The organism is Ruegeria sp. BG6, from assembly GCF_056538465.1.
This window is the reverse complement of sequence record NZ_JBQFTB010000009.1, coordinates 113,868-140,627: the sequence shown is the minus strand read 5'-3', so window position 1 is coordinate 140,627 and position 26,760 is coordinate 113,868. Positions and strand designations below refer to the sequence as shown.

Below are 26,760 nucleotides of genomic sequence, written 5' to 3'. Positions count from 1 at the left end.
CTGAACCGTTACAGGTTGAACGACAGCCGATGCTCGGTCTTTTTATGCGGCGCTTGCAAAGCAAGTGGCGACAGATCGTTACCGTCATACCGTTCTTCTGGCTTCTGGTTTTCTTCCTGGCACCGTTCTTTATTGTCGCCAAAATCAGCTTGGCTGAACTTGCCATTGCAAGCCCTCCGTTCACCAGTTTGATCGAGTGGTCGGACAGCGGGATCATGACGATCCGTCTGGTGTTCGACAATTTTATCTACATCTGGGAAGACAGCCTTTATTTTGACACCTACGTCAACTCGCTCAAGATTTCGGTGACATCGACCTTCCTGTGCCTGTTGTTTGGCTACCCCATAGCCTATGCAATCGTTCGATCAGGCCCTGTCGCCAAGCCGCTATTGCTTTTCGCAATAATCCTGCCGTTCTGGACGTCCTTCCTGCTGCGCGTCTACGCGTGGATGGGATTGCTTGCAGATCAAGGTACGATCAATAACCTGTTGATCGCAATTGGTATAATCGACGAACCGATCCGGATGCTATACACCGAATTCGCTGTCTATATTGGTATCGTCTACACCTACATGCCCTTCATGATCCTGCCGCTCTACGCGAACATGGAAAAGCTGGATGACAGCCTGAATGAAGCTGCAGCGGATCTCGGATCCCGGCCAACGAACACGTTCTTCAAAATCACGTTACCCTTGACGATGCCCGGCATCATCGCGGGCTCATTGCTGGTCTTCATTCCTGCGACTGGGGAATACGTTATTCCCGATCTTTTAGGGGGTGGAAACGTGCAAATGATTGGCCGGGTTCTCTATAACGAGTTCTCCAGAAACAGTGATTGGCCGGTTGCTGCTGCGGTTGCAATTGTTCTGCTGGTTATTCTGGTGCTGCCCATCATGGTGTTCCAGCACTACCAGGGCAAAGCGTCGGAGGAGCAATAGATGTACAGCAAACGCTCCCGCTTCCTGACGATCATGCTGACACTGGGTTTGGCATTCTTCTATATCCCGATGATTTTGCTGATCATTTATTCTTTCAACTACTCCAAGCTGGTTCCGGTCTGGGGGGGATGGTCCTTACGATGGTACAAGGAGCTATTTCAATCTGCAGAAGTCTGGAGCGCGGTTTCCCTTAGCCTTCAGATCGCCGTTGTAAATGCAACCTTTGCCACAGCGCTTGGTACGCTTGCAGGTCTTGCGATGGTGCGATTTGGCCGGTTCAAAGGTCGGACTTTGTTTGGTGGCATGTTGGTCGCGCCGTTGGTGATGCCCGAGGTGATAACCGGATTGTCCTTGCTGGTTTTCTTTATTTCCCTGAACCAGCTAATCGGATGGCCCGCCGAGCGCGGGTTCGCGACGATTACGATCGCGCATATTACCTTTTCGATGGCCTATGTCGCTGTGACAATTCAGGCACGATTGACCGGCGTGGGGCAAACTCTGGAAGAAGCTGCCGCCGATCTCGGTGCCAAGCCTTTTAAAGTCTTGACTGCAATCACCATTCCTCAGCTGACACCGGCCCTTATTTCAGGTTGGCTGCTGGCGTTTACTTTGTCTCTCGATGACCTGGTCATAGCCAGTTTTGTTACAGGTCCGGGTGCAAATACCTTGCCAATCCTGATCTTTTCGCGCATTCGACTGGGCCTCAGGCCGGATATCAATGCGCTTGCGACTATAATGATCCTCGTGATCGCCATTTGCGTCGCTATCGCAGCTATCGTTATGTTCCGGCAACAAAGGGCGGATCTGCTGGACAGACAAATGGCTGAACGAGAGGAAGGATAAATTGGAGTCGCACGAGCTTCAGAAAAAACGACGCACTGAACCTCCGGAAGTTCGTCGCCTGCAGTTGATAATGGCGGCCATAGACTCGATTTCGAGGCGCGGGTTTTCTGACACAACGCTGAAACACGTGACCGAAGCTGCCAATCTGTCCCATGGGGTTGTGAATTACCATTTCGACAGCAAGGAAGCATTGTATGACGCTGCGCTGGGTTTTCTGGCACAAGAGCACTACGAAAACTGGCTAAGGTATTATGACGACGCGGAACCTACGGCCGCACATCGGCTTGCGGCCATTATCCGTGCGGATTTTGACAAAAGCATCTGCACGCACAAGCGTCTAGCGGTCTGGTTTGCGTTCTGGGGGCAAGCACAGTACCGTCCTAATTACTTGAAGATTCACAATAAATTTGACAACGAGAGATACGATCGAATTCTGCATCTATGTGGAGAGTTGATCGCCGACGGCGATTACGACGATCTTGAGGCCGAAAAAACTGCCCGAGCTGTTGAGGCGATGTCCGACGGCGCTTGGCTCAGCCTGATGTTGTATCCCAAGGTGGCTGACCGGCGAGAGTTCAGGGATGTTTGCCTGCTTTCGCTGTCGCGGTTCTTTCCAAAACACTTTCCGGTTTAAGCCGCAATACCGTGTAATTGTGCTTCAGCACTTTATCTTCTTCATCCCGGAGTCGTAGAGCGGCTTTAGCGAAGCAGTGGCGTCGAATTTCTCGTCGGCAATTTCGATCTGCCAGTGTCCCTTTGCGACGATGTCTGCCGTCAGCGGTTCTTCAGTCTCGGCAAAACCAATCCCGACAGCCGCGCCAAGCGTGTGTCCATACACGCCAACCTGAATGTACCCGACTTCCTTGCCGTTCAGATAAATCATCTCGTTGCCATACATCAGGGGCTCAGCGTCTTTCAGCAGAAACTGCAGCATTCGGTTTTTGGGTGTGCCTTTTGCTTTTATCGCAGCCAGCGCTTCCCTGCCGATGAAGCCTCCGGGTTTGTCCAGTTTGATGGCAAAACCAAGCCCGGCCTCAATGGGGTTGTCCGTGTTGTCCACATCAATTCCGAAATCACGATAGGCCTTTTCGAGTCGCAGGGAGTTTAGGGTTTGCATGCCCGCGTTTCGAACCCCCAAGTCACGACCAGTTTCCATTATCAGATCATATGTTTGAACGGCCTGAGTGGCAGGCACATGAAGCTCCCAGCCCAGTTCCCCGATAAAGGTCACGCGATAGGCCAGAACAACGGCATACCCGATGTCAATCTCTCGGGCCGTCATGAATGGGAAACCTTGGTCCGACAAATCAGCGCCGGATATTCTGCTCAGAAGCTCGCGTGACTTTGGGCCGTGAACGTTGATTTGGCAGCGCGCAGCAGTGACGTCTGTAATGACCACATTCTCATCGTCCAGAATGTGCCGCCGCATGCGCATTTCGGTATGACCTGCCGAGTTTTCGCCGACAATAACCCAGTACTTCCGCTCGGACAGTCGAGTAACCGTAAGGTCGGCCTCAAACCCACCTTGTTCATTCACCCAGGCAGTGTAGACCACGTGGCCGGGTTCAACATCAACCTCATTGCAGGAAAGGCGCGAGAGAAGGGCGCATGCATCTGGACCTTCGACGCTGAAACACGCCATTGATGTCATGTCCATGACGATGACTTCCTCGCGCGCTGCCTTGTGTTCTTCGGCGTGCCATTCAAACCAGTTTTGGCGATACCAACTGTATTTCTCGACCTTGGCCTGTTCCGGTGTCGGGGCAAACCAATCAGGTTGTTCCCAACCACTTCCTTCGCCGAAAAACGCCCCTGCATCCTTCAGGCGGTCATACAGCACGGAACGCTTTACATTTCTGGCCGTCTTGTAATTCTCATTGTGGTAATGCTGGCCAAAGAGCTTGCCCAGCAGCTCCGGCGTTCTGTCGCGCCGGAACGCCGGCGTGGCCATTTCACGCGAAAAGCGATTGACGTTGATGCCCGTGACATCGATCGGGGGCAAGCCATCCACAATCCAATGGGCCAGAACCATACCGGTACCGGCGCCATTGAGGATGCCCAAAGAGTTCATCCCGCATGCCACCCAGAGGTTGCGAAGTTCCGGTGTCGGACCAACAAGCGGTGCAAGATCCGGCGTAAAGCTTTCCGGCCCGCAGAACAGTTTCTTGACGCCGTAATTCATGGTGTCCGGCACGCGCGAATAGGCTTTTTCAAGGTCGGGCCCAACACGTTCCCAGTCCGGCTCGATCTCTCCGAATTGCCATTCGTCCGGGATACCATCGAGCTTCCAAGCCGCAGCACCTGGTTCGAAAAGACCCAACATCATCCCCCCAACTTCTTCGCGGTAATATGTGTACGTGGAAGGGTCTTCGAGAACGGGCAGATCGCGGGGCAGGCCCGGGATGCTCTCGGTAATCAGGTAGTAGTGCTCAGCCGCTTGAAGGGGCAGGTTGACGCCGTGCTTGGCGCCCAACTGGCGGGACCACATGCCACCGCATATCACAACGTTTTCAGCCGTGATGGCGTGACCGTTCGCAGTGCGGATTCCAATCGCGGTGCCGTTCTTGACCAAAATCTCGTCGACCCGAACACCTTCGAAGAAGCGGGCGCCTCTGCTTCTGGCCCCCTTTGCCAGCGACATTGTCACGTCCACCGGGTTGGCGCGCCCGTCCTCGGGTATCAGGAACGCACCAACGACGTCCGACAGGTCACCAATAGGGAACAAATCCTGCGCTTCTTTTACTGAAACTTCGTGATTGTTTATCCCGAAACGGCGCATGAAGGCTGCGACACGGCGCATTTCATGCAGGCGTTCTTTGTTGGTCGCAATCTGCAGATATCCAACGTCCCGAAAACCAGTGGAAATACCGGTTTCTTTCTCAAGGTTGGCGTATAGATCGCGTCCATGCGTGTAGATTGCGCATTCCGCTTCCGACTTGAGCAGGCCGGCCACGATAAGGCCCGCGGCGTGCCAAGTCGTTCCGGATGTCAGTTGCCCCTGCTCAAGAACCACAACATCGGTATGGCCAAGCTTGGTCAGGTGATAGGCCGTATTCGCGCCAATGGAACCTCCCCCGATGATGACGGTCCGGGCGTGCGTCGGCAGGGTGTCAGCCATGGCGAGAATGTCCTTTCTGGGCGTTCATTTCCTCGCATATCAGTCATGGCGTTCAATGTCTACTGACTGAATGATCATTCAATAGTTGATTTTGAGCATCGCCTTCCTATCTGGAAAAAGGCTTGTCAGGGCAGCGCGATCAGGCTTCACTGTGGCGGTGAACTGGCAATCAGATGCGGGGGAAGCTTATGTCAGACGATATCCTTTACGACCGTCAGGTGATCAACTTCCTGGAAGAGCTTTGGGGGGAGGGGTTCCTTTCGCCAGGAGGCCCTGAGGAAGTCGCTCGGGTTGTTGAGGGTATCGATCTCAAAGGCAAGCATATCCTTGATATTGGATGTGGTTCAGGGGCAATTGCAGTGCTGATGGCGCAGGAGTTCGGCGCGGGGAAAGTGACAGGCATAGATGTGGAGGCTCCCGTTTGCGCGGCGGCGAGAGAGCGAGTGAAGCGGGCCGGTTTGGAGGAAAAGGTGGAAATCCTTGAGGTCACTCCGGGCCCAATGCCTTTCGAAGATGATACTTTTGACGTCGTGTTCTCAAAAGACTCGATCATCCACATTCCCGACAAGGTCGCGATGGCTGCCGAGGCCTTTCGTGTGCTGAAGCCAGGTGGGCAGTTTGCCGCTTCTGACTGGCTGACCAATCATGATGGGGACATGTCACCTGAGATGGCGCATTATGTGAAGATGGAAGCTTTGGAGTTTCAAATGGCGTCACCTTCCAAGTATCGCGCCGCGATGGAGTTGGCTGGCTTTGAAGACGTGGAATTGGTCAACCGCAATCCCTGGTATGCGGAAGTTTCTGCTGGGGAACTTGCGGATTTGACCGGGCCGAACCGCGCTGACTGGGAAGCCCGGCATGGTGCCGAGTTTATCGAACACCAAATCGAGATCTGGGACGCGATGCAGCCTGTGCTGAAATCCGGAGAGCACTGCCCGCATCACATCCGAGGTCGAAAGCCAGCATGACTTGGCCGGCGCCAAGTCCTGGCGACGTGGCCGCTATTCGCAGTAGTCCTTGCTGACCTGCACCATTCCTGCCTCCATGATGTCGAACATGTCGTCGATCTGGGAAGGGGTGATGATCAGAGGAGGAGAGAACACGGCCATGTTTCCGAATGGTCGCAATAGCAAACCCAACTCTTCGCACGCGTCGTCCAGTTTCTGCCCAAACTTGACGTGTGCTTCATAGCTTTCGACCTTCAGCCCGGGGCGGCATTCGATACACCCCAGTAGACCGTCGCCGCGCACGTCCCCGACGATCGGGAACTTTTCCTTGATCCGGCGCAGGCGTTCTTGAAATTGCGGTGTTACGCGTTGAACGTGTCCAAGAATATCTTCGCGTTCCATGATCTCGATGTTTTTGATTGCTGCAACACAGCTCACCGGGTGCCCTGAATAGGTATAGCCATTGTAGAAGACATCGCCGCCCGGAGCGTCAGAGATGCGTTGCATTACTGCGTCCGAGATGATGCAAGCGCCAAGTGGCAGATACCCGGAGGTCAGGCCTTTTGCGCAGGTTATTATGTCTGGAATGATGCCAAAAACGTCTTCTGATGCGAACCAATGACCGAGCCTGCCAAAGCCGGTTACGACCTCATCCGAGATGTACAGAATGTCGTTTGCACGGCAAATTTCGAGTGTGCGCTTGTGGTAGCCCGGAGGCGGGACAATCACGCCGCCAGAACAGAGGATCGGTTCGGCGATAAAGGCGGCAATACGGTCAGCACCGACCTCGGCAATCAGGTTTTCAAGGTCCGCGACCTTGGCGTCGCACCAGGCATCGACACTCATTCCCTCGGGCCGGTGGTAAGGGTTCACGTCGGGTAGGAAACGCACCAAATCCTGCGCTTTTTCAAAGCTTGTTTCGAAGCGTTCTTTCCCGGTGACCGTTGCAGCCAGAAAAGTCGATCCGTGATAGCCTTTCTCCCGGCCGATCACGATTTTCTTTTCTGGTCGGCCAAGCCGCTTGTTCATGAAAAGCGCGGTTCTGAGCGCGGTATCGACAGCCGTGGACCCGCCGGTTGTAAAGTGCACTGTATTCAGGTCGCCTGGAGTGCGCTCGGCGATCATGCGGGCCAAAACGGCTGCGGGTTCGGTCGTAAATGACCAGGGCGACGCGTAGGGCATCGTCATGACCTGCTGCGAAATGGCGTCGGCCATCTCGCGGCGGCCGTAACCGATCTGTGTGCACCACATACCGCCCGGGCCATCGATATAGCGCTTTCCGGCAGCATCCCAAAGGTAGATACCATCCGCTGTGTTGACCCGCATGTACTCATCGGACCCAAAGCCTTCGGTCCCTGCCCAGGGGTGTAGGTGATGGTCGCGATCCCAGGTGACAAGATCGCCATCGGTTGGAGTGTTGCCAAGTGTGTTCACGTCTTCTTCTCCTTTAGGTGCGGGCGGGCGGTGTCGCACGTGCGCGCGGCGGTGCGAAAAAGGCTTTGGTGACGGGCGTGAGACGCGCCATTCTGGTATCCCATTTGCCTTCCTGCAGTGTGTAGATTTCCGCCATCAAACTGGATGAGCGGCTTGCATCCGGCATACGAACATGTGCCAGTGCGATGTTACGTTTGGCGGTGGGGGACCAAATTCCGGAGGTCACGTGCCCAACTTCTTTTTTGCGCCGGTTGTAGATCAATGACCCTTCCGAGGGTTTGAAGCCTTCGACATCGAAACGCATGAGGAGGCTTCTGGGAGCATCGCGTTTCGACAGCAACGCACGGCGACCATTGAAGTGGTCTTTCTCGAAGTCGACCAACCGACTCAGGCCGAGTTCGAATGGCGTTTGGCCCCGGTGCAACCGCTCGGTCGCATGAACGGGTTGAAAGTCCACCCCTGCGGTCAGAAATCCCGCCTCGATGCGTGCGATATTGACAGCTTCGTACCCAATGGCGCGCAGTCCCTGATGCAAGCCACCTTTCCAAATTCTGTCCCAGAGATCTTCTGCCTTGTCCCAGTCGCACCAAAGCTCATAGCCGAGGTCACCGGTAAAGCCCGTCCTTGAAATCATGAGGTCAGGTTCGATCTGGACCAGATCGAATGGTTTAAGCGCGCCAACATCTAATCCTGCAGCTTCCAACACCGCATAGGACGTCGGACCTTGCAACGAAAGGCCGGCAACGCTGTGAGTTTCATCCCGAACCGCAACATCGAAACCCCATGCCGCGTCCAGCAACCACGTCAGCATCGGTTCCTGACAGCACAAGCGCCAATCGTTGTCGCCGAGATGGAAAAGAGTCCCGTCGTCAATGACCATACCCTCTTCATCGCACCAGATTGCGTATCCAACGCGGCCCGCTGCGATCTTGCGGACGTCACGCGTGACCAGGCGATTGAGCATTGCCGTCGTGTCAGGACCTGTCACCCTGTATTTGTGCATCGGTGAGATATCGAACACAGAGGCCTGATTGCGCAGCGCGAAATACTCGAACTCGACACTGTCGAGAACTCCGGGGGCAGCGTAACCAGCCCAATCATACCAGTTTTGTGCGCGATTCTGCTCTTCGAGCTTCTTGTGAAAGGCGGCGGGGATTAAGCCAAGTTTCGGGTCTGTGAAGAGGCTCATGGCTGCTCCTCCAGCGCCGCGAGGGCCGCATTGCGACCGGCGAGGCCCATGACATCGCCGCCGGGGTGAGTTCCAGCGCCGCACAGGTACAGCCCCTTGGGACCCATGGAATAGCGGCACATCCCGTTTGCGGGCCGAAGTGTCAGGAGCTGGTCCAGAGACATTTCCGCGTGGTGCCAGTGCCCGCCGGGCGCCCCGGTTGCGCTTTCGATTTGATCCGGTGTTATGACTTGTCTGCGTGCGATGTGATCCTTCAGGCCGGGCAGGGCGCGGCCCAGTGTATCTACGGTGATTTGCGCAAGTTGATCTTTCGCGGCTTCAGTCCAGCCGCCTTCTAGGTCGGATGGCGCGTATTGCACTATGGTTGACAGCCAGCTTGCCCCGTCGGCTGTTTGCACTTTGAAGGCTTCCATAACTGGTGCTTTGGACATTTGACTATACTTAGTCGGGTTGAACGCCGCTTCGACGTACTCCACAGAGGGCGCATAGATCAGACGTTCGTGTGCCAATTCGTCTGGCAGGCCGGGCAGGGGTGAGCCATCCTTTAGCCGTAGGTTGACCTTGGCTGTTGTTCCTCGTGCCCGGATATTCCGAATGCGCCGCATCGTTTCGATGTCGAAAACAGTTGGCCCGGTCATACGGCTTGTTGGTTTAGGTGCGAGGTTGCTCAGCACGAGAGGTGCGGTCAAAGTTTGCCCACCAGTGGTTATGACGCCAGAGACGGCATCCTTGTCCACGAGAACGCCGGAAACCTCGGTTCTCGACATCAATACGCACCCCGCCTTTTGCGCTGCTTCCACCATCAAATCTGTCAGCGCAGACATTCCGCCCGCAGGTTGGGTGATGGTGCCCCCGTGACCCATCCGGTAGGTCAGGTTGAACACGGTTCCCGGAGATCTTGGACCGGCGGCTGCCCCCCAGATTGCATCAGCTGCAAGCATCCCAGCCACCGGTCCGTCCGGCAAGTCATCAAGGACAATGTCAGAGACATTGGACAGAACGACCTGCAGGAAACGCCGCATTTCCAATTTACCCAGCCTTTTCAGTCCGATGCCCAGTTTTGCCAGGCGCAGAACCTCAGCCATTCCGCCCCGCGAAAGCACAGCTTTGTGGCCGCCGGGTGGTGGGGCTTCGGCGAGTTGGCGTAACAAGCCGCCATACGTAATCAACTGTTGCGTCAGATCGGACCAGGCTTTGGAGTCCGGGTGCGCTGTCCCGTCACTCCAGCAGACGCCTTCGTCACTGAAGACAATGTGCCGACCATCTTCAGCCAATGAGACCGTGGAGGTCGGTTTCCCGGCCAAAACAGGGTGTTGCAGGTCCAAACCGATGTCACTCAGGGCGCGTGGGCTGAGGTTGTAAAGCGAGTGGGCCAGTGTTGGCCCCCCGTCCCCGGAATAGGACGCCATTCCACCAAAACTGTCAGATTTTTCAACGATGCAGACATTCTTGCCGCGCCGACCGAGAAGCGTTCCGGCAATCAACCCGTTGACACCGCCACCCACGACTATTGCATCAAAATGGTTCATGCGGCATATCCCTTCATTCGGCCATGCCGTGTTTCGTTCCTCAGGATTGCGCGGGCAGCGTTGGCGCCGGGTGCCCCCATAACTCCGCCGCCCGGATGTGCGGACGAACCGCACAGATACAGCCCCTTGATTGGCAGGCTGTACTGCGACCACCCCGGGACCGGGCGATTGAAGAAAAGCTGGTCAAAGGTCAGTTCGCCTTGGAAAATGTTGCCTTCGGTCAGACCGACCTCGCGTTCGATTTCCAGCGGTGAACGGACTTCCATGTGCACAACGCGCTCGCGAATGTCAGGGCAAGCCACAGCCATCTGGTCCAGTACAGTTTCAGACATTTCCCTGCGCTGTTGGTCGTCCCAGTTGTCTGCCGACCGGACGCCGCCGACTTCCAGATCATATGGGGCGTACTGAACAAACACCGTCATCATATGCGCACCTGTCGGAGCCATCGTTGGGTCGATCTGGCTGGGGATCAGCATGTCGATGTACGGCTTTTCCGACCAGCGCCCCAGCTTCCAGTCATCATAAGCCTTTTCCAGTTCAAAGAGGCTTTGCGACACATGCAGATCGCCCCTCAGGAAACTGGTGTGCTCTGGTGCGGCAGGAAAGTTTGGAAAGCGGTCAAGGGCGATGTTGAGTTTCGCCGAAGACCCGCGAATTTTGAAGTTCCGCACCGCTTTGGTGAAGTCATCCGGCAGATCGGCGGTATCAACGTGGTGTAAAATGGTGCGCTTGATATCCATGTTGGATGCGACGACTGGGGCATGGAAAACCTTGCCGTCTTCCAGCGCCACGCCTTCCACGCGTCCATCTTTGCTCAGGATTCTCTCGACCCCTGCACCCGTATGGATCGTACCGCCGTGATCTTTGAAAGACGCCGCAATAGCATTGGAAATCGCGCCCATGCCGCCGCGGGCGAAACCCCAGGCTCCGATGCCACCATCGATATCGCCCATGTAGTGGTGCAGCAAAACATAGGCGGTTCCGGGCGAATACACCCCAAGACCAGTGCCGATAATACCCGATCCAGCCAAATGCGCCTTGATCAGGTCGTTCTCGAAATGCTCATCCAGAAAGTCGCCAATGGACATCGTCCAGAATTTCAGCGTTTCTCCAAGTTCGCGACGTCCCAGTCTGTGGGCCTTCTTGACCAGGTACGCCATTTCACCGAGGTCACGTGGGCGGAGCGAAGCAGGGTCCGGTGCGTCTCGAAGCAGAAACGGGCGGATAAAACGGCATTGCCGCATGATGGCTTGTGAATAGCCGCGATAGGCGTCTGCATCACGTGCAGAATGGCGCGCCATCTCGCGCTTGAGAGCGTTGTGATCGGAGTAATAGGCGAAGTAATCTCCGTCGCGTGTGAAGCTCGCACCACCTTCGTAGGGGATAACCTGAAGCCCGTATTTCGGGAGTTCGAGGTCTCTGGCGATTTCGCGCCGCAAAAGAGAGCAGACATAAGAGCAGTTCGAGTAAGTCCAGCCTTCGTGCAGCGAACGGCTGACTGCTGCGCCACCAATCCAGTCATTCTTTTCGACGACCAAAACACGCATGCCCGCACGGGACAAATAAGCGGCGGCTGTCAATCCGTTATGACCGGCACCGGCCACAATCACGTCGTATCTGTTCTCAGTCGTCAAATTTTTCATCCCTTTCCTCTCCGTTTACAGACCGGACATGATTCCGTAAAGTTTATTTGAGCGCTCAAATAAATTTTAGACCATTGACGCGTGTTTTTCGCGCACTGTAGATGGCGGTAATTCTAGGAGGAGCGGCAATTGGTCGACGCAGAGCGGAAACGCCCCCGCAAAGAGCGGAAGGAAAACGCAGATCGCCGCCGCCGGCAGCTGCTGGACGCGGCGTGCCGTTCCATACTGGCGCATGGATTGGCGAAAACGACACTTGCGACGGTCGCGTCCGAAGCCGAGCTGTCTCAGGGCGTTGCAGCCTTTTATTTCAAATCAAAGGGTGGCCTTCTCACCGAAACGCTTCGCGACTTGTACCGACGCTATGAGGAGCACTGGACGACCTCTCTGGAACAGGCAGGGGATAAGCCAGCGGAAAAGATAAGGGCACTCATCAATGCGGACTTCCACCCTGATGCATGTGGTCCGAACGTCCTGCCTTTGTGGTATGCGTTTTGGGGGGAACTCAGATTCCAGCAGCACTATGATGAGGTTGCGGAACACTTTGAAGCGCGGCGGCGCGAAACTTTGTATGCGATCTGGCAAGAATTGCTGGCCGAGGATGATGTTGCCTCTCCGGATCAAATGACGGAATGGATGGAGACGTTGACGGATGGTTATTGGCAGCGCCTGCATCTTGCGCCGGAAAACCTGAGCCGAGAAGAGGCGGAACAAGCTGCATGGGGATGCCTCGTGCGCCTGGTGCCGGGCCTGCTGACTGAAACGCCATAGCCACTTTCGGCTGAGAGGCCCCGATGTCATGACGCGAGTGCGGATCTCACAACAGCCGCTGCCGCCCAGGGCTGCGATAGTGCAGGAAGCGCGTGATGTTGCGCGACTTGCCCTGCCAATAGTCATTTCCCTTGCTGCCGCTGCTTTGATTGGCGTTGTGGATACCGTGATGGTGGCCCCATTGGGAACGCTTCCTCTGGCAGCAGTGTCGATAACGGCCTCGGTGCTGATCATCTTTTACTCTGCGCTTTATGGCTTTGTGTCCGCAATTGGCGTGCGAATGGCGGAAGCCTTCGGCAAGTCCAGCGAGGAAGGGCTTGCTTCGGCCACAACTGCCGGGCTTTTGGTTTCTCTGCTCGTCGGGGTTGTCGGTGCGAGCGTAATGATCTGCCTGAAACCGGCTCTTTCCTGGATCGGACAGCCCCCGGAAGTCGTAGGCTTGCTTGGCGGCTACTGGAACGCGATGAGCCTTCTTTTGGTTCCATTCACTGTTTTCTACGCGTTAAAAGCTCTGTTTGACGCCATGAACCAACCTTGGATTGGCGTTGGGCTTGCGTTTCTTGCGGTCGGTTTCAACATTCCTTCGAATTATGTGTTGATCCACGGTGTTGCTGGCTGGCCTGGTCTGGGTCTTGTTGGGGCAGGGATCGCAAGTCTGTTGTCTCAGACGGTGCCTTTGATTGCGGCATTTGTGATTTTGGGCGCAAGGAAACGGAAATGGGACCTTCTGAGGACCGAAGGTTTTGACTGGTCTGAGTTCAAGGCGCAGATCAAAGAAGGGATCGTCATCTCCGTCGGTTACCTGGGGGAGGGGGCCGCTTACGCCGTAGCAGGCCTGATGCTTGGGTGGTTCAGCGCCGCCGCGCTTGCAGCACATCAAATCGTTTCTGCGGTCAGCGACGTTATTTACATGGTGCCGTTGGGCGTTTCGATTGCAATCTCAATACGCGTGGCTCAGGCAATCGGTGCCGGTGATAAGGACAGGCTGAAGCCAATTGTATTAGCGTCGCTTCTGGTCGTTGTGAGTTGGATGACAGTCGTTATCCTGGGTATTTTGGTTGGCCGTATTCCTCTGGCGAACAGCTTGTCAGATGATCCGAATGTCGTTTCTCTCGCGATTTCGATGTTCCTTGTGATCGCCGCAATGCAGATCGCAGATGGCGTTCAGGGGACAATGCTGGGCGCATTTCGGGGCATAATGGACAATCATGTTCCGGTTGCCATTACCCTGATTGCCTATTGGATCGTTGCTTTGCCGCTTGGATATGGATTGGGCTTTTGGCTCGGGTTCGGACCCAACGGTGTTTGGATTGGGTACGGCACGGGCCTCTCACTGGCCGCGATCGCATTGACCTATCGCTTCTTCTCCAAAAACCGTTAACCAGCGCGGTTTTCTGTCTCAAAGACCCAACTTGTCCAGGAGTTTCAGGCGCAGGATTTCTGCTTCGACAAGGGTCTCTCGGGCAAACGAAAAAGGTAGAGGTTTGAGGGGGGTAACCGGAAACTCAAGCTCATCGACTTTGATCCCGGCCGCCCACCGGGCCAGGACCCGCCCCATTGCGGTGGCGATGGCAACGCCGCGACCGTTGTAGCCCAGACCTGTCATTACGCCCGGGGTGAGTTCATGCAGGTGGGGATAGTGATCCCTCGTCAGCGCCACATACCCGCCCCACTCATATTCCCACTGAACTCCGGACAATTGGGGGAAAAGTTCAACGGAAATGCGTTTCAGTCGCTCAATTTGTTTGATGGTGGAATTGTCATAGTAGGTGCCGCGACCGCCCATCAGGAACCGGCCGTCTGCATCTTGCCTGAAGTACAAAAGAAGGCGTCTTGCGTCGGACAAGGCGTTGCCTTCTGGCAGAATTGTTTGGCGGATATTGTCGGACAATGGCGCCGTCGCCACCTGAACTGACCGAACGGGCAGGACGGATTGCGCCAGGCGCGGATGCAGATCACCAGAATAGGCGTTCGTGCAAATCAGGACCTTGTCCGAAAAGACAGCTCCGTTAGGTGTCTCAACCCGAAAGCGACTGCCCTCTGACGAGAGCCGGTTGGCGGGCGTTTCTCCGAAGATTTCCACGCCAATGCGACGGGCTGCTTCGGCCAGTCCAAGTGCATAGTTCAGTGGGTGCAAAACTCCGCTGCGTCGGTCCAGAACTCCACCCAGATAGGCTTCTGTCCCGGTCAGACGCTGCATTCCGCCTTGATCAAGCTGAACCATGCCGCCGCCGTGATTGTCCCAATCCTCAGCAAGTTTGTGCAATTCGTTGAGTGTTTTGGTCGTATGCGCCGCGCGCAGCCATCCCAGGCGGTTTGCATCGCACCTAATGTCGTGCCGAGCGATCAAATCGAAAACAAGATCGGCCGCGTCACCGGCCATTCGGATCATTCTGTTTCCCCAGAAATCTCCAAACTTGGCCTTGATGCCGGTTGGCCCGTCCTTTAGGCCTACATTGATCTGCCCACCGTTGCGCCCAGACGCGCCCCAGCCCGGGTGTTGGGCGTCGATCAGAACAACTTTGATGCCTTCCTCGGCCAGGTGAAGGGCTGCCGAAAGGCCAGTGAACCCGGTGCCAATCACCGTTACGTCTGATTGTTGCTCGGTAGCGAGTTGCGGGTAATCGGTTGAATAACCTGCCGTTGCTGACCACAGGCTGTTTGCAATAACGGGGTTTTCGTTGCGGATCATCTATTGGCCTCGCGCGCTTGCCTTGCGGGGGGAATTGCATAGGTTTGGCTGGTGACGCCTTTCCGGACAGTATGTGAAGAATGCCAAGACTTTTGAACCAATTCGAACTGAAACCGGCCGCCGACCTCGATGCGTTCGAACAGGCCTGGAACGCGTTTGTCGGACATTTGGTCGCGGCGGGTCTGGCAACGAACGGAACGCCTTTGTGTAAACGCATTCCAGCAAGCGGTTACGATACTGACCAACAACGTGACCATTCGCTTATGGCTGTGATCGAGTTCAGGGATCAAATGCAGGCCGACGCGGCTTGGTCCGCCATCGAGGATCGCATTGAGCCTCTGGGAGCATTGCATTGCAATGTCATTTCTATGGTGCACGACCCGGTTTTCACCTTTTGGTCGGAGCTCTAGATCCATGATTGCGAACATTCGTATTGTTTTCACATCATTTATCTTCATTATTGAATGATTATTCAATCAATGGCATAAACTTTGCGAATGTCAATCAGCCTCTCGCCGGCACGGCTTGGGAGTGAGCGCGGGCAGGATTGAAGTACTTGTGAAGATGGGAGGTGTGCGAGTGAGTCAGACGCCAAGCGATAACACAAAACCGACAGGGCGCCGGCGTACCGAGTCCAAGGAGGTGCGGCGCCAACAGCTGATCAACGCCACAATCGACTCGATCGCGCAAAACGGAATTGGTGGAACGACCATGTCCACCGTGACCGAGATAGCCGGTTTGTCGCTGGGCATCGTCAACTTCCACTTCAAAAGCAAACAGAACTTGCTGGAAGAAACGCTGTTGTTTCTTGCAAAGGAACACCATGAACAGTGGTTGGACGCTTTTGACAATGCAGGTTTGTCGGCGCCTGAAAAGCTGTTGGCCATCGTTGATGCGCATTTTCACCCGCGGATTTGCTCGCCAAAGAAACTGGCCGTCTGGTTTGCGTTTTTTGGAGAGGCAGGGCGGCGCAAAGTTTATCGCAAACTGATCAACGACATTGATCTGGAGCGTTACAGCATCGCGCTGCGCCTGTGCTCCGAAATTGCTGAGGATGGCGGGTATGACGACATGCCGCCAAGGCAAGTCGCCAATATCCTGGAGGCTCTGTACGACGGAATCTGGCTGGAGCTTTTGACCTACCCGGAGAACTTTCGACGTACCGAAGCCCGGGATCACATCGTCGCCTTCCTGTCCAAGGTCTACCCGGATCATTTTCGAATGCCAGAGTTCAAGAGCGGCAGTTGAGACAGTGCGGGTCAAATCTCCGGCTTTACAGATAAGACGGGCCTGCGCACAGCGCAGCAAACAAAAGGCAAACGAATGAGCAGGGATCCTCGCTACGACATCCTTTTCGAACCAATACAAATCGGACCAGTCACTGCGCCAAACCGGTTCTATCAGGTTCCGCACTGCACAGGCATGGGCTGGCAATACCCGCGTACCCTTGCAGCAATGCGCAAGGTGAAAGCGCAAGGTGGATGGGGGGTCATATGTACGGAATACAACTCGATCCATCCATCATCTGACGACCTGCCGCATCCTTACGCGTCCCTTTGGGATGACAGCGATGTTCGGGCGCACGCTTTGATGACGGACGCGGTGCACGAATATGGCAGCCTTGCGGGTGCTGAGCTATGGTATGGAGGTGCCAACTCGAACAACCTGTTTTCCCGATTACCGAGCATGGACGTCGACAGCCGACCCAACGTTAAAGGGCATCCCTATCAAACCCGCGCGATGGACAAGCAGGACATCCGCGATTTGCGTCGGTGGCACCGCAAGGCCGCCTTGCGGGCCCGAGACGCGGGCTTTGACATTGTCTATGTCTACGCGACGCACGGATACCTTATCTCGAACTTTCTGCATCCGCACGTGAACACGCGCAGTGACGAGTATGGCGGCAGCCTGGAAAACAGGGTTCGCCTGACCCGTGAACTGATCCAGGAAACCAAGGACGCCGTTGGGGACCGGTGCGCCGTGGCGGTCCGTTTCTCGGCAGACGAAGAGATCGGCGAGGATGGCAAGCCCATCTATGGTGAGCGTCGCGAGATGTTCGAGATGCTCGCTGATCTTCCGGATTTGTGGGATATTAACATCGCAGATTACTCGGTCGAGATGGGCGTTTCCCGTTTTACCAAAGAGGCAGCTCTTGAACCCTACATGCATTGGGTCAAGTCCGTGACGGATAAGCCCGTCGTGACTGTGGGTCGCTTCACGTCACCCGATACAATGGTGTCGCAAGTCAGGCGCGGAATTTCGGATTTTATCGGTGCCGCGCGCCCGTCAATCGCTGATCCTTACCTTCCCAAGAAAATCGAAGAAGGACGCCTGTCTGCGATCCGCGAATGCATCGGGTGCAATGTCTGCTATGCCAGCGACACGATTGGCGTGCCCATTCGTTGCACGCAAAACCCGACAATGGGAGAGGAATGGCGCAAGGACTGGCATCCCGAAATCATTCGAAAGAAAGCTTCCGATGCACGCGCTCTGATTGTCGGGGCAGGGGCTGCTGGTCTTGAAGCCGCGCGGGCGCTTGGGGCGCGTGGGTATGATGTCCTGCTGGCAGAGGCTTCTCGTGAAATAGGCGGTCGGGTTGTGCGCGAAGCGGCACTTCCGGGCATGAGCGAGTACATTCGCGTCAGGGACTATCGCGAGCAGCAATTGATCGAAATGCCTAATGTTGAAATCTACCGGGAAAGCCCGCTGACAGTTGACGATATCTTCTCGGTTGAAGCTGACCACGTTGCAATCGCCACGGGCGCGACCTGGCGAAATGATTACCATGATGAGGAACGTTTCGACCCGGTCGCGGAAGGAGCCGCCTTGAACCGCGTTTACACCCCCGATGACATCATGGATGGAAGGATTCCTGATGGGCCAACTCTCGTTTTTGACAGTGATGGCTATTACATGGCCAGCGTCATTGCCGAAAAAATAAAGGAGCAAGGTCACGCCGTAACGTTTGTCACACCGTCCGACAGTGTGGCTGATTGGGCAGGAAAAACGTCCGAGCGTTGGCGCATCCGAACACATTTGCTTCGCCTGGGGATCGAGATCATGCCGTCAAAGACGCTGAGACAATTCGATGGCGAAATGGCGCATTTGGATTGTCTCTACGGCGGATCAGGTAAGACCTTGCCCGTTGCCAACATTGTGATGGTGACAGCCCGGAAACCAAATGACGGCTTGTATCGGGAATTGAGCAGTCGGACAGAAACTGCAGAATTGCCATTCAGCCTCTGCCGCATTGGCGATTGCGATGCACCAGCGATTATCGCGGCGGCAGTCTATGCCGGGCATAGATACGCCCAGGAATTGGATAGTTCCGTGGATGTGGACGTCCCGCTCAAACACGATCGTGTCGATGTCGGGCAACAACTCATTTGACCGCTCGGTGCGGTCACCTCGATAAACACCTTAAAATGCAGGAGAAATCTGTCATGCCAGATGGTTTGGTTATCCGCCCGCTTGAGTCGAAAGACAAGGAAGAGTGGCGCCGCTTGTGGACTGCCTATCTGGAGTTCTACGAGACCACCGTCCCGGAAGAAGTCTACGAGATTTCTTTCAGCAGGCTGTTGTCGACAGATACAGGTGAATACAACTGCCTCATTGCTGAACTGGACGGACAACCGGTTGGATTGGCACATTACCTGTTTCACAGGTTTATGTGGTCGGTCGAGGATACCTGCTATCTGATGGATCTGTTTGCTGAACCCGACGTCCGTGGAAAGGGTGTCGGCCGCGCTCTGATCGAGGCTGTTTTTCAAACCGCAAAGCAGCATGGTGTTCCAACAACTTACTGGACCACTCAGGAGTTCAACTACAAGGGCCGAATGCTATACGACAAAGTGGCAAAACGAACGCCATTCATTCTCTACGAAAAAGACGAATAATCAGCAGCGTCTTTTCTGAAGGCCTTGGGCTGAGGAGGGCGGGTGCCTTTCAAAGCTTCTATTCATGATCAAACCCAGCGCATTTGCTTGATTCAAGACCAGTGCCGAGTTCGTCCGCCCAATATTCGGCACGTTTTCTTTGCGTTACACGGCGTTCTTGCTACTGTCGGCTGACAACAAAGTCGATAGGGGGAATATGTCATGAAACGCGCCGAACTGCTTTACTCTGGAATTGATCGTCGGAGCCTGCTTTTGGGCGCGAGCGCCGCAGCCAGCCTCGCGACATTTCCCAAACGCCTCATTGCGCAAGAGCCTTTGAGCGTTGCGGGCATTTACACCGTTCCAGTTGAACAGCAATGGGTCAGCCGCATCCATATTGCGGCGGAAGCGGCGAAAGATGCGGGCCAGATAACTTATGCCTTTACCGAGAACACGGCCAATACCGACTATACCCGGGTCATGCGGGAATACGCCGAAGGCGGCGCCAAGCTGATCGTGGGCGAGATTTTCGGGGTCGAGGCAGAAGCACGGGAGGTGGTTCTGGATTACCCCGATACCGCGTTCCTGTTGGGGTCGTCTTTCCTTGACGATCCGGCCCATCCCAATCTGGCCGTTTTTGACAACTATATTCAGGACGCTGCCTATCTTACCGGTATCATCGCCGGCGCCATGAGCGAGTCGGGCAATATCGGAATGGTTGGCGGTTTCCCGATACCAGAGGTCAATCGGCTCATGCACGCGTTCATGGCTGGCGTGCGCGAAATGAAACCCGACGCGACCTTCCAGGTTTCGTTCATCGGCTCGTGGTTCGATCCGCCCAAAGCGAAAGAGACGGCTTTTGCGATGATCGAAAACGGTGCAGACGTTATGTATGCCGAACGCTTCGGCGTTTCCGATGCGGCGCAGGAGCGCGGTGTTCTGGCAATCGGCAATGTCATCGACACTCAGGCGGACTATCCGGATACGGTGGTTGCCTCGGCGCTCTGGCATTTTGAGCCTACGATGCAAGCGGCTCTCGCGGCGGTCGCCGACGGCAGCTTTACGGCGGCCAATTACGGGCTTTATTCCTACATGAAGGAAGGCGGCTGCTCGCTCGCGCCTCTGGGCACATTCGAAGGCAAGGTGCCTGCCGATGCGATGGCGCTTGTTGCTGAACGAGAGGCTGCAATTCGGGCGGGTACTTATGTTGTGGAAGTGGACGATTCAGAGCCTGTGTCCTCCTGATGCCCAACGATAGTTCGGCGCAGGAGGTTGTCCTGCGCCTCAATGGCATCACCAAGCGATTTGGCAATTTAACGGCCAATGACTCGGTTGACGTGACGCTTCACCGGGGCGAGGTCATCGCGCTTCTTGGTGAGAACGGCGCTGGCAAGACAACGCTTATGAACATCCTGTTCGGGCACTATACTGCGGACGAAGGAACCGTGGAGGTGTTTGGTCAAGTCCTGCCTGCCGGTGCAACCGGTGCAGCGCTGCGGGCCGGTGTCGGCATGGTTCACCAGCATTTCACGCTTGCCAATAACCTTACTGTTCTCGAAAATATCCTTCTGGGCACTTCTTCCCTTTGGTCGTTGGGCCGTGGCCGCCAGAAGGCGCAGTCTCGCGTGATGAAACTGGCCGAAGAATTCGGGCTGGCCGTCGACCCATCGGCCAAGACAGGGCAGTTGTCGGTCGGCGAGCGGCAGCGCGTGGAAATCCTGAAGGCACTGTATCGCGATGCCCGCATCTTGATTTTGGATGAGCCGACAGCGGTGCTGACACCACAGGAAGCTGACGCTCTGTTCGAGACGCTGCGCCGGGCTGTCGATCAGGGCCTTTCCGTCATCTTTATTTCCCATAAGCTGCACGAGGTTATGGCAATCTCGGACCGGGTTCTTGTGCTGCGCCATGGCAAGCTGGTCGGGGAAACGCGCACAGATGAAACGACGCCTCATGCCCTTGCTGAGCTTATGGTCGGGGAAGAGATTACCCAACCCGTTCCATCCGAGGCCAAGCCCGGTGCCGTTCTCCTAAGCTTGCGCGGTGTCTCTGCGCATCCGCCTGGGCACCGAACCGGCCTTCGAAACATCGATCTGGATCTGCGTGCAGGCCAGATAATGGGCCTTGCCGGTGTGTCCGGAAACGGGCAGGGCGCACTGGCCGATTTGCTATCGGGCGAAGCCAGGCCAGAGAGCGGAGAGATGTGGCTTGGTCAGGAAAAGGCGCCACCCTGGTCTCCTCGCGCGTCCCTTGCGGCCCGGATCGGGCGTATTCCAGAGGACCGCCACAGCACTGGCAGCATTGCAGATTTCTCGTTGACCGAAAATGCCATCCTTGAAAGCTACAGGAACCCGGGGATCAGCCGAGCAGGTTGGATGCGCTGGGCTGCCGCGCAAGCCTTCGCCAAGAAGGTGATCGCGCGATACGATGTGCGTTGTCCCGGTCCGGATACGCGAATTCGTCTGCTTTCGGGCGGCAATATGCAGAAACTCATCCTCGGGCGGGTTCTTGAATCCGATCCGGAAATCATCCTCGCCAACCAGCCCGTGAGAGGGCTTGATATCGGGGCCGTAACCTACGTTCAGGAGCGTCTGATAGCAGCCAGAGATGCGGGCGCGGCGATCCTGCTGATCTCGGAAGACTTGGACGAAATCATGGGGCTTGCGGATGTGATCCGGGTGATGTCCGACGGCCGGCTCTCGCCTGAGTTCCCCCGTGGAACGATAACCCCCGCCGAGCTTGGGCGGTGGATGGCCGGGGAGGGGTTTGAACGTGCGGCTTGAACCGATTTCCAACCCGTCCCTCGCCCGATCCGTGGGATTTCCAGCGGTGGCACTGGGGCTTTCGATCGTTGTGGTATCGTTTCTCGTTCTACTTGCAGGGGCCAATCCTTTCGCCACGTTGGGACTGATACTGAAAGGAGCCGCAGGTTCGAAGTTTGCCGCGCTTGAGACCCTGAACCGGGCGACACCTTTGATCTTTACAGGTCTGGCGGTAGCCGTCGCCTTTCGCGCAAAGTTGTGGAACATCGGGGCGGAAGCACAGCTTTACATTGGCGCGCTTGTGACAGTCCTCTTCGGGACGTCGGCGTTGGGCCTGCCGGGGCCGCAACCACTGATACTGGTCGGTCTCGCCTCGATGCTGGGAGGGGCGCTGATGCTGCTGGGCCCGGTCATTCTCAAGACGCGCTTCGGCGTTGATGAAGTGGTGACGACATTGCTGCTCAACTTCATCGTGCTTCTTTTCATCTCGCTTCTGCTGGAGGGACCGCTCAAGGATCCCATGGGGATGGGGTGGCCGAAATCGCCCAGGTTGGATGCAGAAGCGCGCCTTCCTCGGATTGTTGAAGGGCTACGTCTGCACTGGGGCTTTGCGCTGGCACTGATCTGTGCTGTGGTCGTCTGGGTGATTGAGACCCGCACCACGCTTGGCTACGAAATCCGGGCTGTGGGTCAGAACCCGACGGCTGCCCGTTTTGCGGGTATCCCTGTGAATCTTGTGCTCTTGAAAACCGCGTTTCTTTCGGGCGGGCTTGCGGCTCTGGCCGGTTTTTCGGAAGTCGCGGGGCTCAAGGGGTCCCTTACGCTGGATCTGAGTCCGGGCTTTGGCTACACGGGCATTATCGTCGCCATGCTTGCGCTACTTCACCCTCTTGGCGTCGTGCTTTCGGCGATTTTCGTAGCCGGCGTGTTCGTCGGTGCCGACGGTATGAGCCGCGCCGCGAGCGTTCCCACCTATATCGCAGACCTTCTATTGGCGACCGCACTTTTGTTCATGGTCCTCGCCATCTTGCTGACGCGGTTCAGGATCGTGAGGGGCTGATGGAGATCTTCGAAATCCTCCTCTCTGCCAGTTTTTGGGCAGCCGCTGTGCGCATTGCTTCTCCGTTGATCTTTGCGACGATGGGAGAGTTGATCTGCGAACGCGCGGGGGTTCTGAACCTCGGGATCGAAGGGATCATGGTGGCCGGCGCTTTTGCCGGTTGGATGGCGGTCTATGCCGGTACCGGACTGTGGGCCGGTGTTTTCATTGCTATGCTGGCAGGTATGCTTTTCGGGCTTCTGCATGCAACGCTCACAGTGCCGTTTGGGTTGTCGCAGCATGTCGTGGGGCTTGGGATTACGCTTCTGGCGACATCAGCCGCCTATTATGCGTATCGCCTGGCCCTGCCAGAAGTCTCAAGCCCCCCGCGGATCAAACCCTTTCAACCACTTGAGGTTCCGGTACTGTCGAAGATACCCGTTCTGGGGCAGGCGTTGTTCAACCAAACCCCGTTAACCTATCTGGCCTTTGTGATCGTTGGCGTAACTGCATTCGTACTGTACCGGACGCCGCTGGGACTGGCCCTTAGGGCAGCCGGAGAAAACCCGTCAGCAGTTGAGGCTCAGGGTCTGTCTGTAACCGCGCTTAGAATGGGGGCGGTCATCATGGGGTCTGGTCTGATGGCTGTCGGGGGCGCGTTCCTCACCATGTCGGCCTTTGACAGCTTTTTCTTTGAGATGGTCAACGGGCGCGGCTGGATCTGTATCGCATTGGTGGTTTTCGGTGCTTGGCGGCCAGGCAAGGCATTGTTGGGTGCGCTACTTTTCGCTGCCTTCGATGCCCTGCAAATCCGCCTGCAGCAGACGGGGCTGGGGGCCCTCGTTCCCTACCAGATCTTCTTGATGATCCCTTACATCCTTTCGATCCTTGCATTGATCCTGATGTCGCGTCGTGCCGAAGTGCCAGCGGCGCTGATGATACCCTACAACCGCGGAGAACGCTGATGGCAAGCTTCGATATTCTTGTGAAGGGCGGGCGGCTGCCCGACGGAAACGTCGCCGATATCGGAATCACAGGCGACCGTATCACGGCAATGGGGCAGTTGGACGGCGCCGAGGCTGGTGCAATCATCGACGCGACCGGCGACCTGGTCTCGCCGCCTTTTGTCGACCCCCATTTTCATTTGGATGCAACGCTTAGCTATGGCATCCCTCGGATAAACGCATCGGGTACGCTGCTGGAGGGGATCGGCCTTTGGGGCGAACTCAAGCAGGTGACAACGGTCGATGAAATGGTCGACCGTGCGCTTTCATACTGCGACTGGGCGGTCTCTATGGGCCTGCTTGCGATCCGGAGCCATGTGGACACCTGCGATGACGGCCTGAAGGGCGTCGAGGCGATGTTGCATGTGCGCGAAGTCGTTCGGCCTTACCTGGACCTTCAGCTTGTCGCCTTTCCGCAAGACGGTCTGCTGCGTGACCCCACAGCCCATGCCAATACAATGCGGGCGCTCGACATGGGGGTCGATGTCGTCGGCGGTATCCCACATTTTGAGAGGACCATGGCGGATGGTGCTGCCTCGGTCCGCATCTTGTGCGAAATCGCCGCTGAACGGGGCCTGCCGGTCGACATGCATTGTGACGAAACCGACGATCCTCATTCTCGGCATATCGAAACATTGGCCTATGAAACGACGCGACTGGGATTGCAGGGGCGGGTGGCAGGGTCTCACCTGACCTCAATGCATTCCATGGACAACTACTATGTCTCAAAGCTGCTTCCTCTGATCGCCGAGGCCGAAATCAGCGCCATTCCGAACCCACTGATCAACATTATGCTTCAGGGTCGGCATGACACTTTCCCGAAACGGCGCGGGCTGACCCGGGTGAAGGAAATGCAGGCTGAAGGTATCCGAGTTGGCTGGGGGCAGGATTGTGTGCGCGACCCCTGGTATTCGCTGGGAACCGCAGACATGCTTGACGTTGCTTTCATGGGGTTGCACGTCGCTCAGATGTCGTCTCCAGAAGATATGAGGCGGTGTTTTGACATGGTCACGGTTGAAAATGCTGCAATCCTCGGACTTGAAGACTATGGCCTTTACGAGGGCGCCATGGCCTCGCTGTTGGTTCTGGACGCCGGGGACCCCATTGAAGCTGTCCGCCTGAGACCTGATCGCTTGGCGGTGATCTCAAAGGGAAATGTGGTTTCCAGAAAGCAGCGTAACGATAGCCGTCTCGCCCTTCCTGATCGGCCGAAATGCGTGCGTAGGCGGCACTAGGGTTTCTGTGACGGTCTCGTCATGATTTTTCTTTGAAGGGTCGGGGTCTTTCGTAGCCTCACTCAATGATTTTACAATTGGCCTGGACGAACTTTGGCCCGGTCTAGTCTGCGTTCTGTTTTGCGTACAAGCTCCTGTCAATAAAATAAAAAAATGGAAACGCGGTATTTGCATGAATCCAGTTTGAAACCACTATCTGGATTGATGAACCGCAGCTGAAAATCATGAAATAGCTGGGTGTGCCTTGACCCGTTTACCAAGGCGGACCGCAGGAAATGCTGGCGAACCGGGTCTCTGACCTCATTGATCTTTGTCAATATTGGCAAGTGTCAGAAGTGATACAATCGGCGATAACAAAGGGGGTTCCCATGGAAGACTTAGTCCAAATTGGAAGAGCATTCGTTCAGGCCATGCGTGATCGCAGGGGGCTTATTAGTGTTGACGAAATGTACGCCGAAAACGCCCAGTCGATTGAGGCGGTTGTGCCGCCGGTTCGGCAGTTTCGCATCACAAAGGGTCGGGACGCCATCAAGGGAAAGAGAGAGGATTGGCTGGCAGCGCATGAGTTCCACGAACTCGATTTAGACGGACCCTATGTGCATCCACCCAACCGCTTTGCAGTGCGATTTAGTGCCGAAGTAACGCAGAAGGCCACAGGAAAACGTATGACCCTGAGCGAGATCGCCGTCTATTCGGTGGCAGAAGGCAAGATCGTACTGGAAGAGTTCTTCATGTTGCCGAAGTAGGAAGAACAAACATCATCTAAGTGGCTGCTTTTGTTGGGTTTGTGCGCTCGGCGAGTTTCCTGCCCGCAGTGACATCTTGGAGGGAGATCCGGTATGCAACGCAGAACTTCGACGTATTTCATTGGCGCGGATACTAGCGATGTATCGATACTTGAATGCGCCGATGCTGCCCAACGTCAGCGCGGCAATTTGACTTGCCTTCTGATCGCGGCGCTACCGAACCTGCCTTACTTGAAGTACGGATCCAGCAAATTCGTCGAGGCGGGTTTGCCCGCAAACTGGTTGGATCAATTGGAAGAGAAAAAGGCGACTTTAAAGTCCCGTGCTCGTGAGGTTGAAGCACTGCTTGCGCGCTCGGGCGCATCGGCGAGAGTCACGGTTTTCATGGGTTCCGGTGCGGACTTAAAGGCTCTGGCGGCGCGCCAATCGTACTGCTGTGATGTCGCATACCTGGACCCGGAACTGCGCAATGACCCCGAAGTGTTTCACGAGGTTTGCCATGGCGTCTTGTTCCATTCGCCAGTCGCCATGATGATCAACGGAGACCCATATACCCAACGCGAGCGCATTTTTCTGGCGTGGAACGATAGTCTTGCTGCATCCAGAGCGGCCCATTTGGCTTTACCCTATTTTCTGGAAGCCAAGGAAGTTGTGATTGGTTGTTTCGATCCGCCGTTAGCACATGATCCGGAAAGTCAAGACCCCGGTACTGACATCGCTGCTTGGCTCAGACACCACGGCTGTAGCGTGACCGTAGCGCAATTCCCGAGCGGCGGACTACCGATCGAACAGTGCATACAGGAACGTGCGAAGGAGGCCGGCTCTGACCTTATTGTTATGGGCGCTTACGGGCAGTCATACCTACGCGAGTCGATTTTTGGTGGAACTACAAGGGCCATGCTGCAACAAACCGGTCTTCCGGTTCTATTTGCGCACTGACTGACGCAAGTGGACGTCCAGTGTTTGTCTGGGTTCGATGGTCAGGTCCAAACACTATG

At 56.0% G+C, this 26,760-nt stretch carries 23 protein-coding genes; 17 read left to right on the top strand and 6 right to left on the bottom strand.

All coding sequences use genetic code 11. The features are described from left to right. Window positions 1-29: 29 nt before the first annotated feature. From ACR0JW_RS16275 to ACR0JW_RS16265, 3 genes are all read left to right on the top strand, one after another. Window positions 30-938, top strand: coding sequence for an ABC transporter permease subunit (locus ACR0JW_RS16275; protein WP_480489611.1), 909 nt, complete (start codon window positions 30-32; stop codon window positions 936-938). Next, on the top strand, window positions 939-1,781 hold the full coding sequence (locus ACR0JW_RS16270; RefSeq protein ID WP_170614538.1) for an ABC transporter permease subunit: 843 nt from the start codon (window positions 939-941) through the stop codon (window positions 1,779-1,781). A 70-nt stretch (window positions 1,782-1,851) separates the two neighbouring features. Beyond that, window positions 1,852-2,415, top strand: coding sequence for a TetR/AcrR family transcriptional regulator (locus ACR0JW_RS16265; protein ID WP_480714197.1), 564 nt, complete (start codon window positions 1,852-1,854; stop codon window positions 2,413-2,415). A 24-nt stretch (window positions 2,416-2,439) separates the two neighbouring features. On the opposite strand, the gene ACR0JW_RS16260 is transcribed toward ACR0JW_RS16265, so the two are convergent. Next, the gene (locus tag ACR0JW_RS16260) at window positions 2,440-4,899 is read right to left on the bottom strand and encodes a GcvT family protein (RefSeq protein ID WP_480714196.1); all 2,460 of its coding nucleotides are present in this window, start codon (window positions 4,897-4,899) and stop codon (window positions 2,440-2,442) included. A gap of 188 nt (window positions 4,900-5,087) precedes the next feature. Here ACR0JW_RS16260 and ACR0JW_RS16255 point away from each other — a divergent pair, with 188 nt between their 5' ends. Further along, on the top strand, window positions 5,088-5,867 hold the full coding sequence (locus tag ACR0JW_RS16255) for a methyltransferase domain-containing protein (protein ID WP_170680531.1): 780 nt from the start codon (window positions 5,088-5,090) through the stop codon (window positions 5,865-5,867). Between the two features lie 33 nt (window positions 5,868-5,900). Here ACR0JW_RS16255 and ACR0JW_RS16250 read toward each other — a convergent pair whose 3' ends face one another. Genes ACR0JW_RS16250 through ACR0JW_RS16235 form a run of 4 tightly spaced genes read right to left on the bottom strand, consistent with a single transcriptional unit; the run spans window position 5,901 to window position 11,641 of the window. Then, window positions 5,901-7,280 carry an aminotransferase gene (locus ACR0JW_RS16250; protein ID WP_170680529.1) on the bottom strand — a complete coding sequence of 460 codons (1,380 nt, stop codon included), beginning with the start codon at window positions 7,278-7,280 and terminating at the stop codon, window positions 5,901-5,903. A 13-nt stretch (window positions 7,281-7,293) separates the two neighbouring features. Then, a complete protein-coding gene (locus tag ACR0JW_RS16245; protein ID WP_480714195.1) occupies window positions 7,294-8,469 on the bottom strand; it encodes an aminomethyl transferase family protein in 1,176 nt (391 codons plus the stop codon). Next, window positions 8,466-9,998: a phytoene desaturase family protein gene (locus tag ACR0JW_RS16240; RefSeq protein ID WP_170680523.1), complete on the bottom strand. Its 1,533-nt coding sequence runs from the start codon at window positions 9,996-9,998 to the stop codon at window positions 8,466-8,468. Before ACR0JW_RS16240 ends, ACR0JW_RS16245 begins: the two co-directional genes overlap by 4 nt. After that, window positions 9,995-11,641: a phytoene desaturase family protein gene (locus ACR0JW_RS16235; RefSeq protein ID WP_480714194.1), complete on the bottom strand. Its 1,647-nt coding sequence runs from the start codon at window positions 11,639-11,641 to the stop codon at window positions 9,995-9,997. The genes ACR0JW_RS16240 and ACR0JW_RS16235 overlap by 4 nt, the downstream gene beginning before the upstream one ends. Window positions 11,642-11,770: 129 nt before the next feature. Between ACR0JW_RS16235 and ACR0JW_RS16230 the strand changes: the two genes are divergently transcribed. Together ACR0JW_RS16230 and ACR0JW_RS16225 are read left to right on the top strand one after the other, a co-directional pair. Next, a complete protein-coding gene (locus tag ACR0JW_RS16230) occupies window positions 11,771-12,409 on the top strand; it encodes a TetR family transcriptional regulator C-terminal domain-containing protein (RefSeq protein WP_170614546.1) in 639 nt (212 codons plus the stop codon). A gap of 79 nt (window positions 12,410-12,488) precedes the next feature. After that, window positions 12,489-13,790, top strand: a complete 1,302-nt coding sequence (locus tag ACR0JW_RS16225; protein ID WP_480714193.1) for an MATE family efflux transporter — start codon at window positions 12,489-12,491, stop codon at window positions 13,788-13,790. Between the two features lie 18 nt (window positions 13,791-13,808). Here ACR0JW_RS16225 and ACR0JW_RS16220 read toward each other — a convergent pair whose 3' ends face one another. Beyond that, window positions 13,809-15,101: an NAD(P)/FAD-dependent oxidoreductase gene (locus ACR0JW_RS16220; RefSeq protein ID WP_480714192.1), complete on the bottom strand. Its 1,293-nt coding sequence runs from the start codon at window positions 15,099-15,101 to the stop codon at window positions 13,809-13,811. A gap of 80 nt (window positions 15,102-15,181) precedes the next feature. On the opposite strand from ACR0JW_RS16220, the gene ACR0JW_RS16215 reads away from it, so the two are divergent. The 11 genes from ACR0JW_RS16215 to ACR0JW_RS16165 all read left to right on the top strand — a co-directional run bounded on the left by ACR0JW_RS16215 (window position 15,182) and on the right by ACR0JW_RS16165 (window position 26,701). After that, window positions 15,182-15,511 (top strand): DUF6614 family protein, encoded by a 330-nt coding sequence (locus ACR0JW_RS16215; RefSeq protein ID WP_480714191.1) that lies wholly within the window; start codon window positions 15,182-15,184, stop codon window positions 15,509-15,511. Window positions 15,512-15,680: 169 nt separating this feature from the next. Continuing rightward, window positions 15,681-16,349 carry a TetR family transcriptional regulator C-terminal domain-containing protein gene (locus ACR0JW_RS16210; RefSeq protein ID WP_480714190.1) on the top strand — a complete coding sequence of 223 codons (669 nt, stop codon included), beginning with the start codon at window positions 15,681-15,683 and terminating at the stop codon, window positions 16,347-16,349. 75 nt (window positions 16,350-16,424) lie between these two features. Beyond that, entirely contained in the window at window positions 16,425-18,491 is a 2,067-nt protein-coding gene (locus tag ACR0JW_RS16205; protein WP_170680507.1) for an oxidoreductase, read from the top strand. A gap of 53 nt (window positions 18,492-18,544) precedes the next feature. Further along, entirely contained in the window at window positions 18,545-18,997 is a 453-nt protein-coding gene (locus ACR0JW_RS16200; RefSeq protein ID WP_170680506.1) for a GNAT family N-acetyltransferase, read from the top strand. Between the two features lie 201 nt (window positions 18,998-19,198). Then, window positions 19,199-20,221: a BMP family protein gene (locus ACR0JW_RS16195; RefSeq protein ID WP_170680503.1), complete on the top strand. Its 1,023-nt coding sequence runs from the start codon at window positions 19,199-19,201 to the stop codon at window positions 20,219-20,221. Continuing rightward, the gene (locus ACR0JW_RS16190) at window positions 20,221-21,759 is read left to right on the top strand and encodes an ABC transporter ATP-binding protein (RefSeq protein ID WP_170680501.1); all 1,539 of its coding nucleotides are present in this window, start codon (window positions 20,221-20,223) and stop codon (window positions 21,757-21,759) included. The genes ACR0JW_RS16195 and ACR0JW_RS16190 overlap by 1 nt, the downstream gene beginning before the upstream one ends. Next, a complete protein-coding gene (locus ACR0JW_RS16185; RefSeq protein ID WP_170680498.1) occupies window positions 21,749-22,798 on the top strand; it encodes an ABC transporter permease in 1,050 nt (349 codons plus the stop codon). The genes ACR0JW_RS16190 and ACR0JW_RS16185 overlap by 11 nt, the downstream gene beginning before the upstream one ends. Continuing rightward, entirely contained in the window at window positions 22,798-23,742 is a 945-nt protein-coding gene (locus ACR0JW_RS16180) for an ABC transporter permease (RefSeq protein ID WP_170680496.1), read from the top strand. Before ACR0JW_RS16185 ends, ACR0JW_RS16180 begins: the two co-directional genes overlap by 1 nt. Then, complete coding sequence (locus ACR0JW_RS16175) at window positions 23,742-25,016, top strand: amidohydrolase family protein (RefSeq protein WP_480714189.1); 1,275 nt, start codon at window positions 23,742-23,744, stop codon at window positions 25,014-25,016. Before ACR0JW_RS16180 ends, ACR0JW_RS16175 begins: the two co-directional genes overlap by 1 nt. Before the next feature lie 275 nt (window positions 25,017-25,291). Then, on the top strand, window positions 25,292-25,762 hold the full coding sequence (locus ACR0JW_RS16170) for a SnoaL-like domain-containing protein (protein ID WP_480714188.1): 471 nt from the start codon (window positions 25,292-25,294) through the stop codon (window positions 25,760-25,762). A gap of 93 nt (window positions 25,763-25,855) precedes the next feature. Next, on the top strand, window positions 25,856-26,701 hold the full coding sequence (locus ACR0JW_RS16165) for a universal stress protein (RefSeq protein ID WP_480714187.1): 846 nt from the start codon (window positions 25,856-25,858) through the stop codon (window positions 26,699-26,701). Window positions 26,702-26,760: the final 59 nt, after the last annotated feature.

What these genes read in the sequence shown, in the direction of transcription:
- ACR0JW_RS16235 (WP_480714194.1), bottom strand. Translation starts at nt 11,641, where the DNA reads ATGAAAAATTTGACGACTGAGAACAGATACGACGTGATTGTGGCCGGT.
- ACR0JW_RS16240 (WP_170680523.1), bottom strand. Translation starts at nt 9,998, where the DNA reads ATGAACCATTTTGATGCAATAGTCGTGGGTGGCGGTGTCAACGGGTTG.
- ACR0JW_RS16180 (WP_170680496.1), top strand. Translation starts at nt 22,798, where the DNA reads ATGGAGATCTTCGAAATCCTCCTCTCTGCCAGTTTTTGGGCAGCCGCT.
- ACR0JW_RS16175 (WP_480714189.1), top strand. Translation starts at nt 23,742, where the DNA reads ATGGCAAGCTTCGATATTCTTGTGAAGGGCGGGCGGCTGCCCGACGGA.
- ACR0JW_RS16165 (WP_480714187.1), top strand. Translation starts at nt 25,856, where the DNA reads ATGCAACGCAGAACTTCGACGTATTTCATTGGCGCGGATACTAGCGAT.
- ACR0JW_RS16195 (WP_170680503.1), top strand. Translation starts at nt 19,199, where the DNA reads ATGAAACGCGCCGAACTGCTTTACTCTGGAATTGATCGTCGGAGCCTG.
- ACR0JW_RS16245 (WP_480714195.1), bottom strand. Translation starts at nt 8,469, where the DNA reads ATGAGCCTCTTCACAGACCCGAAACTTGGCTTAATCCCCGCCGCCTTT.
- ACR0JW_RS16220 (WP_480714192.1), bottom strand. Translation starts at nt 15,101, where the DNA reads ATGATCCGCAACGAAAACCCCGTTATTGCAAACAGCCTGTGGTCAGCA.
- ACR0JW_RS16215 (WP_480714191.1), top strand. Translation starts at nt 15,182, where the DNA reads ATGCCAAGACTTTTGAACCAATTCGAACTGAAACCGGCCGCCGACCTC.
- ACR0JW_RS16190 (WP_170680501.1), top strand. Translation starts at nt 20,221, where the DNA reads ATGCCCAACGATAGTTCGGCGCAGGAGGTTGTCCTGCGCCTCAATGGC.
- ACR0JW_RS16275 (WP_480489611.1), top strand. Translation starts at nt 30, where the DNA reads ATGCTCGGTCTTTTTATGCGGCGCTTGCAAAGCAAGTGGCGACAGATC.
- ACR0JW_RS16260 (WP_480714196.1), bottom strand. Translation starts at nt 4,899, where the DNA reads ATGGCTGACACCCTGCCGACGCACGCCCGGACCGTCATCATCGGGGGA.
- ACR0JW_RS16205 (WP_170680507.1), top strand. Translation starts at nt 16,425, where the DNA reads ATGAGCAGGGATCCTCGCTACGACATCCTTTTCGAACCAATACAAATC.
- ACR0JW_RS16170 (WP_480714188.1), top strand. Translation starts at nt 25,292, where the DNA reads ATGCTGGCGAACCGGGTCTCTGACCTCATTGATCTTTGTCAATATTGG.
- ACR0JW_RS16270 (WP_170614538.1), top strand. Translation starts at nt 939, where the DNA reads ATGTACAGCAAACGCTCCCGCTTCCTGACGATCATGCTGACACTGGGT.
- ACR0JW_RS16200 (WP_170680506.1), top strand. Translation starts at nt 18,545, where the DNA reads ATGCCAGATGGTTTGGTTATCCGCCCGCTTGAGTCGAAAGACAAGGAA.
- ACR0JW_RS16255 (WP_170680531.1), top strand. Translation starts at nt 5,088, where the DNA reads ATGTCAGACGATATCCTTTACGACCGTCAGGTGATCAACTTCCTGGAA.
- ACR0JW_RS16265 (WP_480714197.1), top strand. Translation starts at nt 1,852, where the DNA reads ATGGCGGCCATAGACTCGATTTCGAGGCGCGGGTTTTCTGACACAACG.